Annotated in this window: 14 protein-coding genes; 8 read left to right on the top strand and 6 right to left on the bottom strand. The window is 68.9% G+C overall.

All coding sequences use genetic code 11. The features are described 5' to 3' along the window. Positions 1-273 precede the first annotated feature (273 nt). Both AB0N89_RS36775 and AB0N89_RS36770 read left to right on the top strand, forming a co-directional pair. Entirely contained in the window at positions 274-1,596 is a 1,323-nt protein-coding gene (locus tag AB0N89_RS36775; RefSeq protein ID WP_364214898.1) for an MFS transporter, read from the top strand. Then, complete coding sequence (locus AB0N89_RS36770; RefSeq protein ID WP_364214895.1) at positions 1,593-2,150, top strand: nuclear transport factor 2 family protein; 558 nt, start codon at positions 1,593-1,595, stop codon at positions 2,148-2,150. The genes AB0N89_RS36775 and AB0N89_RS36770 overlap by 4 nt, the downstream gene beginning before the upstream one ends. On the opposite strand, the gene AB0N89_RS36765 is transcribed toward AB0N89_RS36770, so the two are convergent. The 5 genes from AB0N89_RS36765 to AB0N89_RS36745 all read right to left on the bottom strand — a co-directional run bounded on the left by AB0N89_RS36765 (position 2,140) and on the right by AB0N89_RS36745 (position 6,414). After that, the gene (locus tag AB0N89_RS36765) at positions 2,140-2,781 is read right to left on the bottom strand and encodes a response regulator (protein WP_364214892.1); all 642 of its coding nucleotides are present in this window, start codon (positions 2,779-2,781) and stop codon (positions 2,140-2,142) included. The genes AB0N89_RS36770 and AB0N89_RS36765 overlap by 11 nt on opposite strands. Continuing rightward, positions 2,768-4,033, bottom strand: coding sequence for an amidase (locus AB0N89_RS36760; RefSeq protein ID WP_364214889.1), 1,266 nt, complete (start codon positions 4,031-4,033; stop codon positions 2,768-2,770). The genes AB0N89_RS36765 and AB0N89_RS36760 overlap by 14 nt, the downstream gene beginning before the upstream one ends. Then, the gene (locus AB0N89_RS36755) at positions 4,030-4,299 is read right to left on the bottom strand and encodes a hypothetical protein (protein WP_005163205.1); all 270 of its coding nucleotides are present in this window, start codon (positions 4,297-4,299) and stop codon (positions 4,030-4,032) included. The genes AB0N89_RS36760 and AB0N89_RS36755 overlap by 4 nt, the downstream gene beginning before the upstream one ends. Positions 4,300-4,316: 17 nt before the next feature. Continuing rightward, on the bottom strand, positions 4,317-4,832 hold the full coding sequence (locus tag AB0N89_RS36750) for a flavin reductase (protein WP_364214885.1): 516 nt from the start codon (positions 4,830-4,832) through the stop codon (positions 4,317-4,319). Between the two features lie 70 nt (positions 4,833-4,902). Next, positions 4,903-6,414, bottom strand: coding sequence for a PAS domain-containing sensor histidine kinase (locus AB0N89_RS36745; protein ID WP_364214882.1), 1,512 nt, complete (start codon positions 6,412-6,414; stop codon positions 4,903-4,905). A 177-nt stretch (positions 6,415-6,591) separates the two neighbouring features. Between AB0N89_RS36745 and AB0N89_RS36740 the strand changes: the two genes are divergently transcribed. From AB0N89_RS36740 to AB0N89_RS36715, 6 genes are read left to right on the top strand one after another with little or no spacing between them, the layout of a single operon-like run. Further along, positions 6,592-7,731 carry an acyl-CoA dehydrogenase family protein gene (locus AB0N89_RS36740; protein WP_364214879.1) on the top strand — a complete coding sequence of 380 codons (1,140 nt, stop codon included), beginning with the start codon at positions 6,592-6,594 and terminating at the stop codon, positions 7,729-7,731. A 37-nt stretch (positions 7,732-7,768) separates the two neighbouring features. Next, entirely contained in the window at positions 7,769-8,140 is a 372-nt protein-coding gene (locus tag AB0N89_RS36735; protein WP_364214876.1) for a hypothetical protein, read from the top strand. A 5-nt stretch (positions 8,141-8,145) separates the two neighbouring features. Beyond that, the gene (locus AB0N89_RS36730) at positions 8,146-9,453 is read left to right on the top strand and encodes an aromatic ring-hydroxylating dioxygenase subunit alpha (RefSeq protein WP_364214873.1); all 1,308 of its coding nucleotides are present in this window, start codon (positions 8,146-8,148) and stop codon (positions 9,451-9,453) included. Beyond that, positions 9,446-9,961: an aromatic-ring-hydroxylating dioxygenase subunit beta gene (locus AB0N89_RS36725; RefSeq protein WP_364214870.1), complete on the top strand. Its 516-nt coding sequence runs from the start codon at positions 9,446-9,448 to the stop codon at positions 9,959-9,961. The genes AB0N89_RS36730 and AB0N89_RS36725 overlap by 8 nt, the downstream gene beginning before the upstream one ends. Next, a complete protein-coding gene (locus AB0N89_RS36720; protein WP_364214867.1) occupies positions 9,958-10,707 on the top strand; it encodes an SDR family oxidoreductase in 750 nt (249 codons plus the stop codon). The genes AB0N89_RS36725 and AB0N89_RS36720 overlap by 4 nt, the downstream gene beginning before the upstream one ends. 24 nt (positions 10,708-10,731) lie before the next feature. Continuing rightward, positions 10,732-11,679 (top strand): PDR/VanB family oxidoreductase, encoded by a 948-nt coding sequence (locus AB0N89_RS36715; protein ID WP_364214864.1) that lies wholly within the window; start codon positions 10,732-10,734, stop codon positions 11,677-11,679. On the opposite strand, the gene AB0N89_RS36710 is transcribed toward AB0N89_RS36715, so the two are convergent. Then, on the bottom strand, positions 11,638-12,519 hold the full coding sequence (locus AB0N89_RS36710; protein WP_364214861.1) for a class I SAM-dependent methyltransferase: 882 nt from the start codon (positions 12,517-12,519) through the stop codon (positions 11,638-11,640). The two genes, AB0N89_RS36715 and AB0N89_RS36710, sit on opposite strands and share 42 nt — an antisense overlap. Between the last annotated feature and the right edge of the window lie 242 nt (positions 12,520-12,761).

The following is a 12,761-nucleotide window of genomic DNA, read 5'->3' as shown; positions in this document are numbered from 1 at the left end:
GTTTTTTTGTTGTGTTGTGGTGTTGGGTTTGGCTCTAAACCACCACCACACCACCCCACCCCCACCACCCCGACCGAACGGCCGCGTTGTGGAAGTGGCTTTCGCAACGTCCTCGGTGGACGGACGACCCGCCCGGTAGGGAAATCCTTCAGCCGGGCAACGGGTTCCTCCAATGGCCGCGGTATCCGCGCGTTCCTACGTTGAGACGAACTCACAGGCGTTGCCGGGGAGGACGCAACGCCGGCCGTCTCGTCTCCGTTCAAGGAAGAGCGCATGACAGCATCCACCGCTCCATCCACGACCACCTCGACCCGGACCCGCAGGCTGGCGATCGGCGCGGGTGCCGGAACGTCGCTGGAGTTCTTCGACTTCTCGATCTACACGGTCGCCTCCGCGCTGGTCTTTCCCAAGGTCTTCTTCTCCGGCGACACCGATCCCTGGTTCGCGTCGTTCATGAGCCTGATGACTTACACCATCGGCTACGTCGTCGCACCGCTCGGCGCGATCGTGATGGGGTGGGTCGGCGACCGGTACGGCCGCCGTCGCGCCATGCTCATCACCTTTTATCTCATGGGCGCGGCCACAGTCCTCATGGGACTGTTGCCCGGATACGCCGAAATCGGCGTGGCGGCACCGTTGCTGCTCGTCCTGTTGCGACTGGTGCACGGTTTCTCGCGAGGCGGGGAACTGGGCGGGGCCTCGGTGCTCGCCGTCGAACACGCGCCACCGGCGAGGCGGGCGGCGTACGGCGCGTTCGTCGCACTGGGTTCGCCGTTGGGCGCGCTGCTGGCGAATCTCGCGTTCGTGCTGATCTTCTTTTTGCCGCAAGGGGTCATCACCAGCTGGGGCTGGCGGATCCCGTTCATCGGCGGCGCGGTCGTGCTGGCGATCGGTGTCTGGGCGCGGCGTGCGCTCGAGGAATCGCCCGTGTTCCACGAACTGGCGGCCGACAAGCTGGACGAGCGGATCGTCAAGGTGCCGATCTGGAACGTCCTCCGCGACAACTGGGGCAGGCTGCTGCTCGCGGCCGGGGCGAACACCGGGCTCAACGGGGTCATGTTCGTGCTGGCCGGATTCATGCTTTCGTACGCCGCCGGTCCCGTTCCCCAGGGGCTCGGCCTGAACATCCGATCCGCGCTGTGGTGCACGCTGCCGGCGCTCGCGCTCCACGCGGTCACGGTCGTGGTCGGCGCCCGGCTCTCCGACAAGCTGGGCCGCAAACCCGTGATGGTCGCTGCGGCCGTCGCGGTACTGGCGTACATGTTCGTGCTGTTCCCGATCGCGCGGATCGGCACGCTGACCGCGTGGGCGCTCGCCATCGCCGGTGGTTTCGCCCTCACCGGATTCCTTTTCGGACCGCTGATCACCTGCCTGACGGAGCTGTTCACCCCCGAGCAGCGTCAGTCCGGTGCCGGGCTGGCCTATCAGATCGGCGCGGTCCTGGGCGGCGGCCTCGCGCCGTCGATGGCGAACCGGCTCATCGAATGGACCGGCACCGCGACGTCGGTCGGCTACTACCTCGCCGGCGGGATGGCGCTGACCCTCGCCTGCCTGCTGGCACTCCCCGAAACCGCACCCGTGAGGACCGGCCGATGAACGACGAGATCACCGAACTGCGGCGCCGCGTCGAGACGCTCGAAGCCGAAGCCGAGATCCGACGGCTCCAGGCCCGTTACATGTTCCTCTGCGACACCCCGTGCCCGGAGTTCGGCGTCACCGACGACGCGCACCGCATCGACCTGATCCTCGGCCTCTACGCCGAAGACGCCGTCTGGGAAGGCGTCGGCGAGCACTACGACGGCCAGTTCGGCCGTGCGGTGGGCAAGGACGCGATCCGGGCGCATTTCGAGCGGTTCTGGGGTGAGAAGCGGGATCCGGCACTGGTCCTCAACGCGCATTACCTGACCTCGGAACAGATCCATGTCGACGGCGACCAGGCCGAGGGCCAGTGGATCCACGCGCAGCCGTGGCTGTACGCCGACGGCACCGGGCTTCTGCGGTCCAGCAGGCTCGACAACGCGTTCCGGCGCCACGAGGACGGCTGGCTCATCACCCGCACGCGGACCGAGAACGTCTTCATCGCCCCGTTGCCCTCGGGCTTCGCGTCGGACTTCCCGGCGACGTCGGTGCTGATGGCGCCTAAACGGTGACCTGATGCTGGAGGACGTCGCGAACCAGGGTGCCGAGACTGTCCGACTCGGTCTTGGCCTTGATCCTGGCGCGGTGCACGTCCACCGTCTTCACGCTGGTGCCCAGCCGGCGCGCGATCAGCTGGCTGGGCAATCCGTCGATCACCAGCCTGAGCACCTCACGCTCACGCGGGGTCAGCGTCGCGATCCGTTCGCCGACGGCTTTGCGGCGAGCGGCCTCGCAGAAGAGTTCCGTCGCGATCACCAGCTGCGCCTGGACGACCTCCAGCATCCGCTGCGGCTCGTACGGCTTCTCCAGGAAATCGACGGCCCCCTGCCGGAGCGCCCGCACCGACATCGGGATGTCGCCGTGCGCGGAACAGAAGATCACCGGGGCCGGGAATTCGCGGGCGACGAGTTTTTCCTGCAGTTGCAACCCGCTGAGCCCCGGCATCCGGACGTCGACGATCAGCACGCTCGGCTCGTCGGGGTCGAACTCCTCCAGGAACGTCGGCCCGTCCGGGTAGACGAGCGCCTGGATGCCGACGCTTTCCAGCAGGTACACCAGGGATTGGCGGATGGCTTCGTCGTCGTCGACGATGTAGACCACCCGCGACGGCTCGCCGCCGGACGCGGAATCAGTGGCGGTCATGGAAACTCCGTTCCACCCAGCAGGCCTGTCCGAGCAGATCCGTTTCCCCGCCAGGACGGCCGGCGACCTGGAGTCCGAGCGGCAGGCCCGCCGGATCGGTGAATCCGGGGAGCGCGATCGCGGGCAGGCCGAGCGCCTGCCATCCCCGGCTCAGGGCCGGGTCTCCGGTCGCGTCGAGGCCTCGCGGCGCGGCGCCGGGCGCGGCCGGGCCGAGCACGAAGTCAAAAGAATCAAGGAGTTCCGCGACCCGGACCGCGCCGCGGGTGATGGTGGCGCGAGCGGCGTCGTACTCGACCGCGGAGGTCTCGGCGCCGGTCCGGAGCAGCCGCGCCAGAGGAGCGCTCAACCGTTCGGCCACGGCGAGTTCGGCGGCCCTTTCCTCGGCCGCTTCGTAGGCCATCACCACCGGATGCGCGGCGGTGAGCTCGGCCATCAGGCGTTCGTCGGGGAACGGCTCGACGGTCGCTCCCGCTTCCCGCAGGAGCTTCGCGGCGCTCGCGACAGCGTTCCGCATCGGCGCTTCGACGACGTCGAGCGCGTCGGCGGCCCACACCAGGATCCGCGGCGGCCGCCGATCGACGGCCGTCCAGGCGTCGGGTTCGCCTGTCAGCGCCGACCACGCGAGCGCGAGATCGGCGGCCGAGGCCGCGAACACGCCGTGGCTGTCCAGACCGGGACTCAGCCCGGTCACACCGGTGACGGGGAACCGGCCGTGGCTCATGACCAGCGAGGCGACGCCGCAGAACGACGCCGGCCTGGTGACCGATCCGGCGGTCTGCGAGCCCAGCGCCAGCGGCACCTGCCCCGACGCGACAGCGGCGGCCGATCCGCTCGACGAGCCGCCCGGGGTGTGCCCGGGGGCCGCGGGATTGCGGGTCGGGCCGGGGGCGAAGTACGCGAACTCGGTGGTGACCGTCTTGCCGAGCGGCGCCGCGCCCGCCGAGCGCCACGCGGTCAGGATCGCCGCGTCCGCGTCCGCCGGGGCGGCTTCGGCACGCAGCGCCGAACCGCAGCGGGTGGGCAGGCCCGCCAGGTCGATGATGTCCTTGACCCCGAGCGGCACGCCGCCGAGCGGCCCGGCGGCGTCCGCCCGCAGGTTTTCGAGCGGGGCCTGTTCGACCCAGGCGCGCAGCCCCGCTTCTGTCTCGGCGATCCGGGCCAGCGCGCGTTCCGACGCAGCCTCCGGCGTCGTCCTCCCCTGCCGCAGATCCTCGACGAGTGCACGCAACGGCCAGGGGTGCGCGAGCTTCACTCTTCCTCCCAAGCGGCATCCGCTTCCCAATAGTCCACACCGCCCGCGCTCACCGCGTGCCGCCACTCCGAGGTACGCCTCAGCCGGGGTTCGACCCGCGCCGTCACCTCGTCGGCGGCGTCGGGACCGTCCGCCGGGACCTGCCAGTGGACCCAGTTCAGCTCTCGTCCCTCGGCGTCGTGCACGAAGAGATCGACGTGGCGCCAGCCGTATCCGTGGGTATCGTTGTAACACATCAGGGTGGTGCGCTCGCCCTGCTCGTTCATCCGCGTCCCCCTGTCGTTCACGCGATCGCGCCGGTCGGCGCGATCCGGTGGAACGTGCGCCGGAAATAGGCGAGGGCACCCGCGTCCTCATCGACGAAGACGTCCTCGACCTCGACGAACAGCACGGTGTGCGTGCCCTGGGTGAATTCCGCGCCGACCTGTCCGATCAGGACGGCGGCCGCGTCGCGGACGACGGGGATCCCGAAACCGTCGTGCTCCCAGACCTCGGACCGGAACCGATCGAGCATCGGCACGCCGGTCGCGCCGGCGAACTGCAGGGCGAGGTCCTCGTGCTGGGACGCCAGGACGTTGACGGCCATCCGCCGGTTCGTGCGGAAGATGTCGTGGGTGTAGCTCGACTGGTTGACGCAGACCAGCAGGGTCGGCGGTGAGTCGGTGACCGAACAGACCGCGCTCACCGTGATGCCCGCCCGGCCGCTCACGCCGTCGGTCGTGACGATGTTGACGGCCGTCGAAAGGTTCGCCATCGCCGCGCGGAACCGGCGCTGGGTCGTGGTCAGCTCATCGGTCATGCCTCGACGCTAGAGCCGCGGCCGAAACCGGCGATATCCCGAGTTCCACCGCGCCGCCTGAGGATTTCCCTTACGTGGCGCCCGGCTCCGCCAGCGGCAGCGCGAAACCGAACCGGGAACCGCCCTCCTCGCGCAGCTCCGCCCAGATGCTGCCGTGCTGCCGGGTGATGATGCGGTGGCTCAGCGCCAGCCCGATCCCGCTTCCGCCTGCCTTGCTGGTGAACGATTCGGCGAAAGGGTCCCGGGCGACACCGCGGCCGTGGTCGTCGACGGTGAGCACCCCGACGCCTTCCTTCGCCTGCGTGCTCATGACGATCCGCCGGAGCACCGGCTCGCATTCCGCGGTCTCGTCGATCGCGTTGAGGCACAGGTTCATCACCACCTGACCGGTGAGGACACGCTCGCAGCGCACCGGGATCGGCGCCGGATCGAGCCGGACCTCGACCTCGACGGCGTTCGGCGCGGCGCTCAGCTCGATGAAGTACAGGCACTCCCGGACGATCTCGTTCAGGTCGACGAGCTGCTCGACCTGTTCCAGATGCCCGACGAAGGCCCGCAGGGAACCGACGATCTCCTTGGCGCGGTCGATCTGCCGGGCGACACTGTCCAGCCCGTAGCCCATCTGGCCCGCGATCCGCTCCCGGAGGTCGTCGGCGGTGGCCATCGTGGCGGCGCGCGCCCGGATGCCCGCGATGAAGTTCGCGGCGGCGGCCAGCGGCTGGCCGAGTTCGTGCGCGATCGCCATCGCCATGTCCCCCATGGCGTTGTAGCGCGCCAGATAGTTCTCGTGCCGCAGTTCCAGCTCCCGGCGCGCCTCGCCGCGCACGCGCTCGGAGACGTCGTGCAGGATCATCAGGTACGCGTCCACCTCGGACTCGGAGAGCCGCTCCAGGCTCCCCTCCAGCCAGGTCGGGCACTCCCCCGAAACCTCCAGCTGGACCGGGCCGACCGGATCCGCGCCGGCGGCCACCTCGGTCCAGCGGACCGGTCTGCCGCCCAGGTACAACCGCGCGTACGCGGTCAGCGGCTCCCCCGCCAGCCGGTCGTCGTCGCCGGTCAGCCCGAGGAAGGTCAGCGCGCTGTCGGTCGCGAACCGCACCGCGCCGGCGGCGTCGAGCATGAACGCCACGGTCGAGGTGTGCCGGGCCAGCGCGTCGACGTACGACGTCGTCAGCTTCAGCTCCCGCTCGACGTCCTCCGCGCGCTGGATGTCGCGGAACTGGACCATCACCGCGGGACCGCGGGCGAGTTCGACGCGGATGGCCACGGCGTCGGTGGGGATGACGCGGCCGGATTTGCTCCGGTAGTGCCACACGATCCGGCTCGAACCGTGTTCCACCGCCGCCTGCAGCCACGCCCGTCCGATCACCCGGTCGTACTGCTGAGCGGAACTGCTCATGTGATCGGCCTTGAGCGGCCGGAGCTCCAGAAGGCTGAATTCGAGCATCTCGCACGCGGCGGGGTTCGCCCACAGGATGTTCTTGGTCGCCGCGTCGTGGACGAGCACGCACACCTTCGAGGCGTTCATCATCGCCTCGAAGTCGTCCGCACCCGGCTCAGGTGCCATCGGATCGGCCTCCACGGCCTCAGCATAGGAGTTCGCATCCGGAGGCCCCGGTAAGGATTTCCCCTACGGATCCGGGTGGGAATCCCCGCATCCGGGCAGGCAATGACCAATGGAAAGACCCGGCGAAGATCCCTAACGTCGAGGGCGAGCGGTCGCACCGGACCGCCCTGCCCACGACACGAGGAGCGCCAGATGGCCCAGACCCAGGAGAGCCCGGCCGCGAAACTCGATGCCGTCCTGGCCGAACTCGTCGAGCGCCGTCAGGAGTTCCGCGACCAGCGGTACGTGTCGCGCGAGTTCGTCGGCAGGCTCAAGGAAGTCGGCGTCTACCGTGCCTCGACTCCCGAACGGTTCGGCGGCGCTCCCCTTCCGCCCGCCGAGTTCCTGGAGCTGGTGGAGCGGATCTCCGTCGTCGACGGCTCCACCGGCTGGGTCGCCAGCTTCGGCTCCGCGCTGGTCTACCTCGCGGCGCTGCCCGTCGAGACCCAGGCCAAGCTGTACGCCGACGGACCGGACGTGTGCTTCGCCGGTGGGCTCTTCCCCGTCCAGCGGGCCGAACCCACCGCGTCCGGATTCCTGGTCGACGGCCGCTGGAAGTTCGCGAGCGGCTGCATGGGCGCGGACATCCTCGGCGTGGGGATCCCCGGCGACGACTCGACCGCCGGAAAGCCACGCACCGCGCTGCTGCGCCCCGAACAGGTCGAGATCGTCCAGGAGTGGGACGTCGTCGGGATGAAGGGCACCGGTTCCTTCGATCTCGTCGTCGACAAGGTCGAGGTCCCCCGGGAATGGACGTTCATCCGCGGCGGCGAACCCACCATCGACGAACCGCTGTACCGCTACCCCACCATCGCCTACGCCGCCCAGGTCCTCGCCGTCGTCGGTTCGGGTGTCGCCCGCGCCGCGCTCGATTTCGCGACCGAGGTCGGCAGCGGCCGTTCAGGCGTCACGGGCGCGCCGAAACTCGCCGACCGCGCCTACTACCGGACGGGGCTGGCCGAAGCCGAGACGACGATGCGGTCGGCTCGGGCGTACTTCTACGAGGTCACCCACGACGCGTGGCAGACCGTGCTGGACGGCGACCCGGTGACGGCGAAACAGAACGCGCATCTCCGGATGTCCTCGACCCATCTGGCGAAGACCGCCGCGGAGACCGTCGACCAGGTCATCCGTCTCTCCGGGACCACCGCCATCGCCACCGGCCACCCCCTGCAACGGCTGCTCGGCGACGCCCTGGTCCCGCGGCAGCACGCGTTCCTCGGCCCGGCCATGTACGACGCCGCGGGCGCTGTGCTGATGGGACAGCCGCCCACCGTTCCCGGTTTCCAGTGACCACTCCCGACCGCTGACGAGGAGATGAACCACCACCATGAGCGATACCCCGCTGCGGGTGCTGTTCTGCATCGGCATCAACCAGAACTTCTTCGACCTTCCCGAAGGTGGCGTCGCCGCGAGTGACGTGTGGACCGCCTTCGTCGCGCTGATGGACGGCATCAAGGGCCTTCCGGGCGTCGACTTCATCGGCGACATCGACGACGACTCGCATATGGTCGGCCCGTCCGACGGCTGGCCGTGGACCTGTTACCTGCTCTGCGACGTCGACACCCAGGAGACCGTCAAGGAGGCGTGCGGCATCCTGCGCACCACGCCGGTCGGCGAAAGCCCTTGGAAGCTGTGGAAGTACGCCAAGATCGAAGCGCGCATCGGCCGCGCCCTCACTCCGCGCGAATACCGGGGCTGATCGCGATGACCGTCGAAAGCACGGCATTCACCGCCGAAACCGTCCACGGCCTGCCGCCCGCCGACCTCGTCCTGGACGACCGGGTCGCCGGCCGCCTCTACACCGACCCGGAGATCTTCGACCAGGAGATGACGAAGATCTTCGAGCGGACGTGGATCTGGGTCGCCCACGAATCGGAGCTGCCCAGGGCCGGCAGCTTCAAATCGACCCACGTCGGACGCCATCCGGTCATCGTGACCAAGGACCGCAAGGGCGAGATCCGCACGCTGGTGAACCGCTGCCGCCATCGCGGCGCGTCGCTCTGCGAGAAGAAGTCCGGTCACGCCAACGGGTTCACCTGCGCCTACCACGCCTGGTCCTACGGCCTGGACGGCAAACTGCGCGGCGTCCCCTACCCCGACGGGTACGAGGGCGTCCTGGACAAGGCCGATCTCGGGCTGAAGACGCTGCGCACCGAGTCGTACGGCGGGATGATCTTCGCGACCTTGAACGCCGAGGCCGAGCCGCTGGCCGACTTCCTCGGCGACGTCAAACCCTGGATCGACCGCTTCATGTCCCAGGGCGGCGGCTACCCGGTGAAGGTGCTCGGCACCCACCGGTTCACCTACCGGGGCAACTGGAAGATCCAGCTGGAGAACACCACCGACGGGTACCACTTCCCCATCGTCCACCGCTCCTGGATGGCCTCGGTCGACGCCGAAACCGCCGAGATGATGTCGTTCATGACCGACCCGGCGGCGATCACCCACGATCTCGGGAACGGTCACTCGGTGATGCGGATGGTCCCCGAGCACTCGGACCTGGACGCCGACGACGGCAGTGAACCGCTCCAGCCGCGGTTCGACGGTCTGGTCGCGAGCCTGGAAGCCGCCGGAGCAGGGCAGGCCGAGATCCGGCGGCTGGTCCGTGCCGTGCACGGCACGGGATTCAACCTCAACCTGTTCCCGAACGTGTCGATGTCGATCTCGTTCTTCCGGGTGCTGCGGCCGATCAGCGTCGACGAGACCGTCATCGAACACGTCGCCCTCGGCAGCGACGGTCCGGCCGACATCGTCGGGCCGGTCAACCGGGAGCGGCTGCGCGCCCACGAGCATTTCCAGGGACCGTTCGGTTTCGGCACGCCGGACGACTCCGAAGGCTGGGACCGGGTGCAACGCGGCACCCAGGGCGCGCCCGAGATGCCGATCATGGTCAACCGCGGCCTCGGTCGCGAAAAGCCTTCCGCGGAGGGCTGGCCGACCGGCCATGTCACCGACGAGACCGGCATGCGGGCCGCGTATGCCCAGTGGAAGCAGATGATGAGCGATGACTGAGACACTTCCCGTCCCGGCGGCCTCGGTCGCCGACGCGCGGGTGGTCCGCGCGATCGAGCTGATCTGGCGTGAGGCCGCCCTGCTGGACGCCAAGGATTACGAGGCCTGGCAACGGCTTTACGCGGAAGACGCGCTGTACGTCATCCCGATCGACCGCGACGCCGAAGACTTCGACGACGTCCTCAACATGGTCCACGACGACGCCAGGATGCGCGAGCTGCGGGTGCGGCGGATGACCGAGGGCTACGCCATCGCCGCGGTGGATTCGGCGATCACCGTCCGGACCGTCTCGCGGTTCGTCCCCACCGACGTCGGCGACGGGTCGGTCTCGATCAAGGCGAGCCAGATCGTCGTCGCGTACAAACGCGGCCGCCACGATCTGTGGGCGGCGGACGTCGACTACGTCGTCCGCCTCGGCGCCGACGGCGCCGAGGATCGGCTCGCCCGCAAGGTCGTCCGGCTGATCAATGCCGACGAGGCCGTTCCCGCCGCGGGATTCCTGCTGTGACCGGCGACGCGCCGGTCGCCGTGGTCACCGGCGGGGCCACCGGACTCGGCGAGCAGATCGTCCGGCGCCTGCACGACGGCGGTCACCGGGTGGCGATCGCCGACCTCGACGCAGCGGCCGCCAAGCGGCTCGCCACCGAACTGGACCGGACCGGGGCGCACGCCCAGAGCTACCGGGTGGACGTCGCCGTCCGCGCCGACGTCGACCAGCTGCTCGCGTCCGTGCTCGGTGACTTCGGCGGGGTCCAGGTCCTCGTCAACAACGCCGCCCGCACCCAGGCCCGGCCGCTGCTGGAAATCACCCCTGAGGAACTCGACGCCGTGATGGCGGTGAACTTCGGCGGCACTTTCCACGCCTGCCAGCTTTTCGGCGCGCACATGGCCGAAGCCGGGTACGGCAGGATCGTCAACATGGCCTCCTTGGCGGGACAGAACGGCGGCACCGCGACCGGCGGGCACTACGCGTCCTCCAAGGGCGCGATCCTGACGGCGACGAAGGTGTTCGCCCGCGAGCTCGCGGCCCGGGGCGTCACGGTGAACGCGGTCTCCCCCGGCCCGCAGGACAGCCCCATGGTCCACCGGATCGTCGGCGAGGAGAAGCTCGGTGAGCTGAAGGCCGGGATCCCGGTCGGACGCCTGGGGAGCATGACGTTCATCGCCGACATGGTGGCGCTCCTCGCGTCCCCGGAAGCCGCCTCCGTCACGGGCGCCTGCTGGGACGCGAACGGCGGCCTCTTCATGCGCTGATCCGACCACCGTCTGGAGGCCTCGATGACGAACGCTCTCTTCCGCGTCGCCGAAATCACCGATGAGACCCCGGAAATCCGCAGCCTGCGGCTGGTCCGGCAGGACGACGAGCCGCTGCGGGTCCGGCCCCGGGCCGGGGCGCACGTCGACGTCGTCGGCCCGACCGGGGTGCTGCGGCAGTACTCCCTGTGCGGGGCCCCGGACGCGCACTCGATCCTGATCGCCGTCAAACGGGAGCCGGACTCGCGCGGAGGATCCGTGGCGATGCATCAGGTATCGGTCGGCGACCGGCTCGAGATCGGCGCGCCGCGCAATCTGCTGAGCGTCGCCGCCGAAGCGGACAGGCACGTCCTCGTCGCCGGCGGCATCGGCATCACGCCACTGCTGTCGATGGCCTACGAACTGTTCGCCCGGGGCGCCGAATTCGAACTGCACTATTTCGCCCGTTCCCGCGAGCAGGCGGCTTTCGCGGACTTGCTGGAGCGGGCTGAGTTCGCTGGCCGGGTCCGCCCGCATTTCGGGGTTCCCCGCGACGAACATCCCGGCGTCCTGAGGGCGATCGCGGGCGGACTGACTTCGGCGACGCATGTCTACACCTGCGGCCCCGACGGCTTCATGCGGCAGGTCACCGCCTTGCTCGGCGACGTCGTCGGCGAGGACCGCGTCCATGTCGAACATTTCGAAGCCGCCGACGTGGACACCTCCGGCGACCGTCCGATCACCGTCGCACTCGACACCGGCGAGGAGTTCGAAGTCCCGGCGGGGAAATCGATCCTGTCGGTGCTCGAGGACAACGGCGTCGAAGTCTTCAAATCCTGTCAGGAGGGCATCTGCGGCTCATGCGTGTCCGGTGTGCTGGAAGGCGTCCCGGATCATCGCGACAACTGCCTGACCGCCACCGACCGCGAAAGCCAAATGACCCTTTGTGTTTCACGCGCGTTCAGCGAGCGACTCCTCATCGAGCTGTACTGAACTGTGCCGCGCCTCCGCGGGTAACTGCGCGACGACGAGGTATCCGGTGCCGAGCCATCGGCGGGACCTCCGGCTCACCGTCCGTTCGGGGGCATACCGCCAGCGATACAGCCACGGCCTGATCAGGCGATCGAGCGGCGGGACGAGCGCCGTGATGTCGTAGTACACGACGTCGTGCGGTCGTAGACCCGATTCCCGCATCCGGCCGACCAAACGGAACGCCGGCAGGGCATGGATACCGCTCTTGTCCGCACGATGCCTGCGCTCTTCCGGGACACCGAAAAGCCCCTCGATCCGGCCGAGCAGGCGCCGCGACGGCCAGAACACGCCCCACTCGAACAGGCGGTACGGGCTGAGCGGGTTGAGCATCGAGATCACGACGAAGCCACCGGGCTTCGTCACGCGCGCGATCTCGTGCAGGGCGCGGTCGGCGTCGACGTACTCCAGGACGCCCATCGCCAGCACGATGTCGAAGCTGTCGCGGGGAAACGGCAGGTCACCGATGTCGGCGACGTGCAGCCGGACCTGGTCGTCGTCGCGCAGTCCGCGCGCGGCGAGGTCGACCATCGCGGCGGACTGGTCGCAAGCGGTGATCCGGAATTCACCGTCGCCGTTGCCCAGCAGGTAATGAACCATCATGCCCGGCCCGCAGCCCACATCGAGCAGATCACCGGACGGGAAGGACCGCAAAGTCTCCGCGACGGCGTACAGCCGCGACGCGAAATAGCGCTCGCTCGGTCCCGATCGATAAGCCTGCGCGTAGTCGGCGGCGAAACGGGGATCCTGATAGTGAAGCCGGACATGTCTTCCGTGAGTGGAACGGTTGGCTCGACCGAACACCTGCCTACCTCCATTAATTCGTCAGGCGTGGTAAGCGATCCCGGGAAATCCATCGACAGCGTCGAGCAAGGCCGGTTTTCCGTTACGAATTCTCAGAATGTGCGGAACAATTCCGACTTGCGGCCCCAAAAGGCGATCAATCGTTCGCACGAGGAGAAAGAAGACAGCAGTCCCGCGCCGATCTTCAAAACCCGAGCTCAGCACCCAAGATTAACGCAAGATAATTCGGACGGTAAAGGGGC

Source organism: Amycolatopsis sp. NPDC089917 (genome assembly GCF_040684635.1).
In the GTDB taxonomy this organism is placed as follows: Bacteria; Actinomycetota; Actinomycetes; order Mycobacteriales; family Pseudonocardiaceae; genus Amycolatopsis.
The sequence above is the reverse complement of the archived record's forward strand: the minus strand, read 5'-3'. Positions and strand labels throughout refer to the sequence as shown.

Bases quoted from the DNA above. Each gene is read 5' to 3' on its own strand.
- AB0N89_RS36775 (WP_364214898.1), top strand. From the start codon at position 274: ATGACAGCATCCACCGCTCCATCCACGACCACCTCGACCCGGACCCGC.
- AB0N89_RS36770 (WP_364214895.1), top strand. From the start codon at position 1,593: ATGAACGACGAGATCACCGAACTGCGGCGCCGCGTCGAGACGCTCGAA.
- AB0N89_RS36765 (WP_364214892.1), bottom strand. From the start codon at position 2,781: ATGACCGCCACTGATTCCGCGTCCGGCGGCGAGCCGTCGCGGGTGGTC.
- AB0N89_RS36755 (WP_005163205.1), bottom strand. From the start codon at position 4,299: ATGAACGAGCAGGGCGAGCGCACCACCCTGATGTGTTACAACGATACC.
- AB0N89_RS36750 (WP_364214885.1), bottom strand. From the start codon at position 4,832: ATGACCGATGAGCTGACCACGACCCAGCGCCGGTTCCGCGCGGCGATG.
- AB0N89_RS36740 (WP_364214879.1), top strand. From the start codon at position 6,592: ATGGCCCAGACCCAGGAGAGCCCGGCCGCGAAACTCGATGCCGTCCTG.
- AB0N89_RS36735 (WP_364214876.1), top strand. From the start codon at position 7,769: ATGAGCGATACCCCGCTGCGGGTGCTGTTCTGCATCGGCATCAACCAG.
- AB0N89_RS36730 (WP_364214873.1), top strand. From the start codon at position 8,146: ATGACCGTCGAAAGCACGGCATTCACCGCCGAAACCGTCCACGGCCTG.
- AB0N89_RS36725 (WP_364214870.1), top strand. From the start codon at position 9,446: ATGACTGAGACACTTCCCGTCCCGGCGGCCTCGGTCGCCGACGCGCGG.
- AB0N89_RS36715 (WP_364214864.1), top strand. From the start codon at position 10,732: ATGACGAACGCTCTCTTCCGCGTCGCCGAAATCACCGATGAGACCCCG.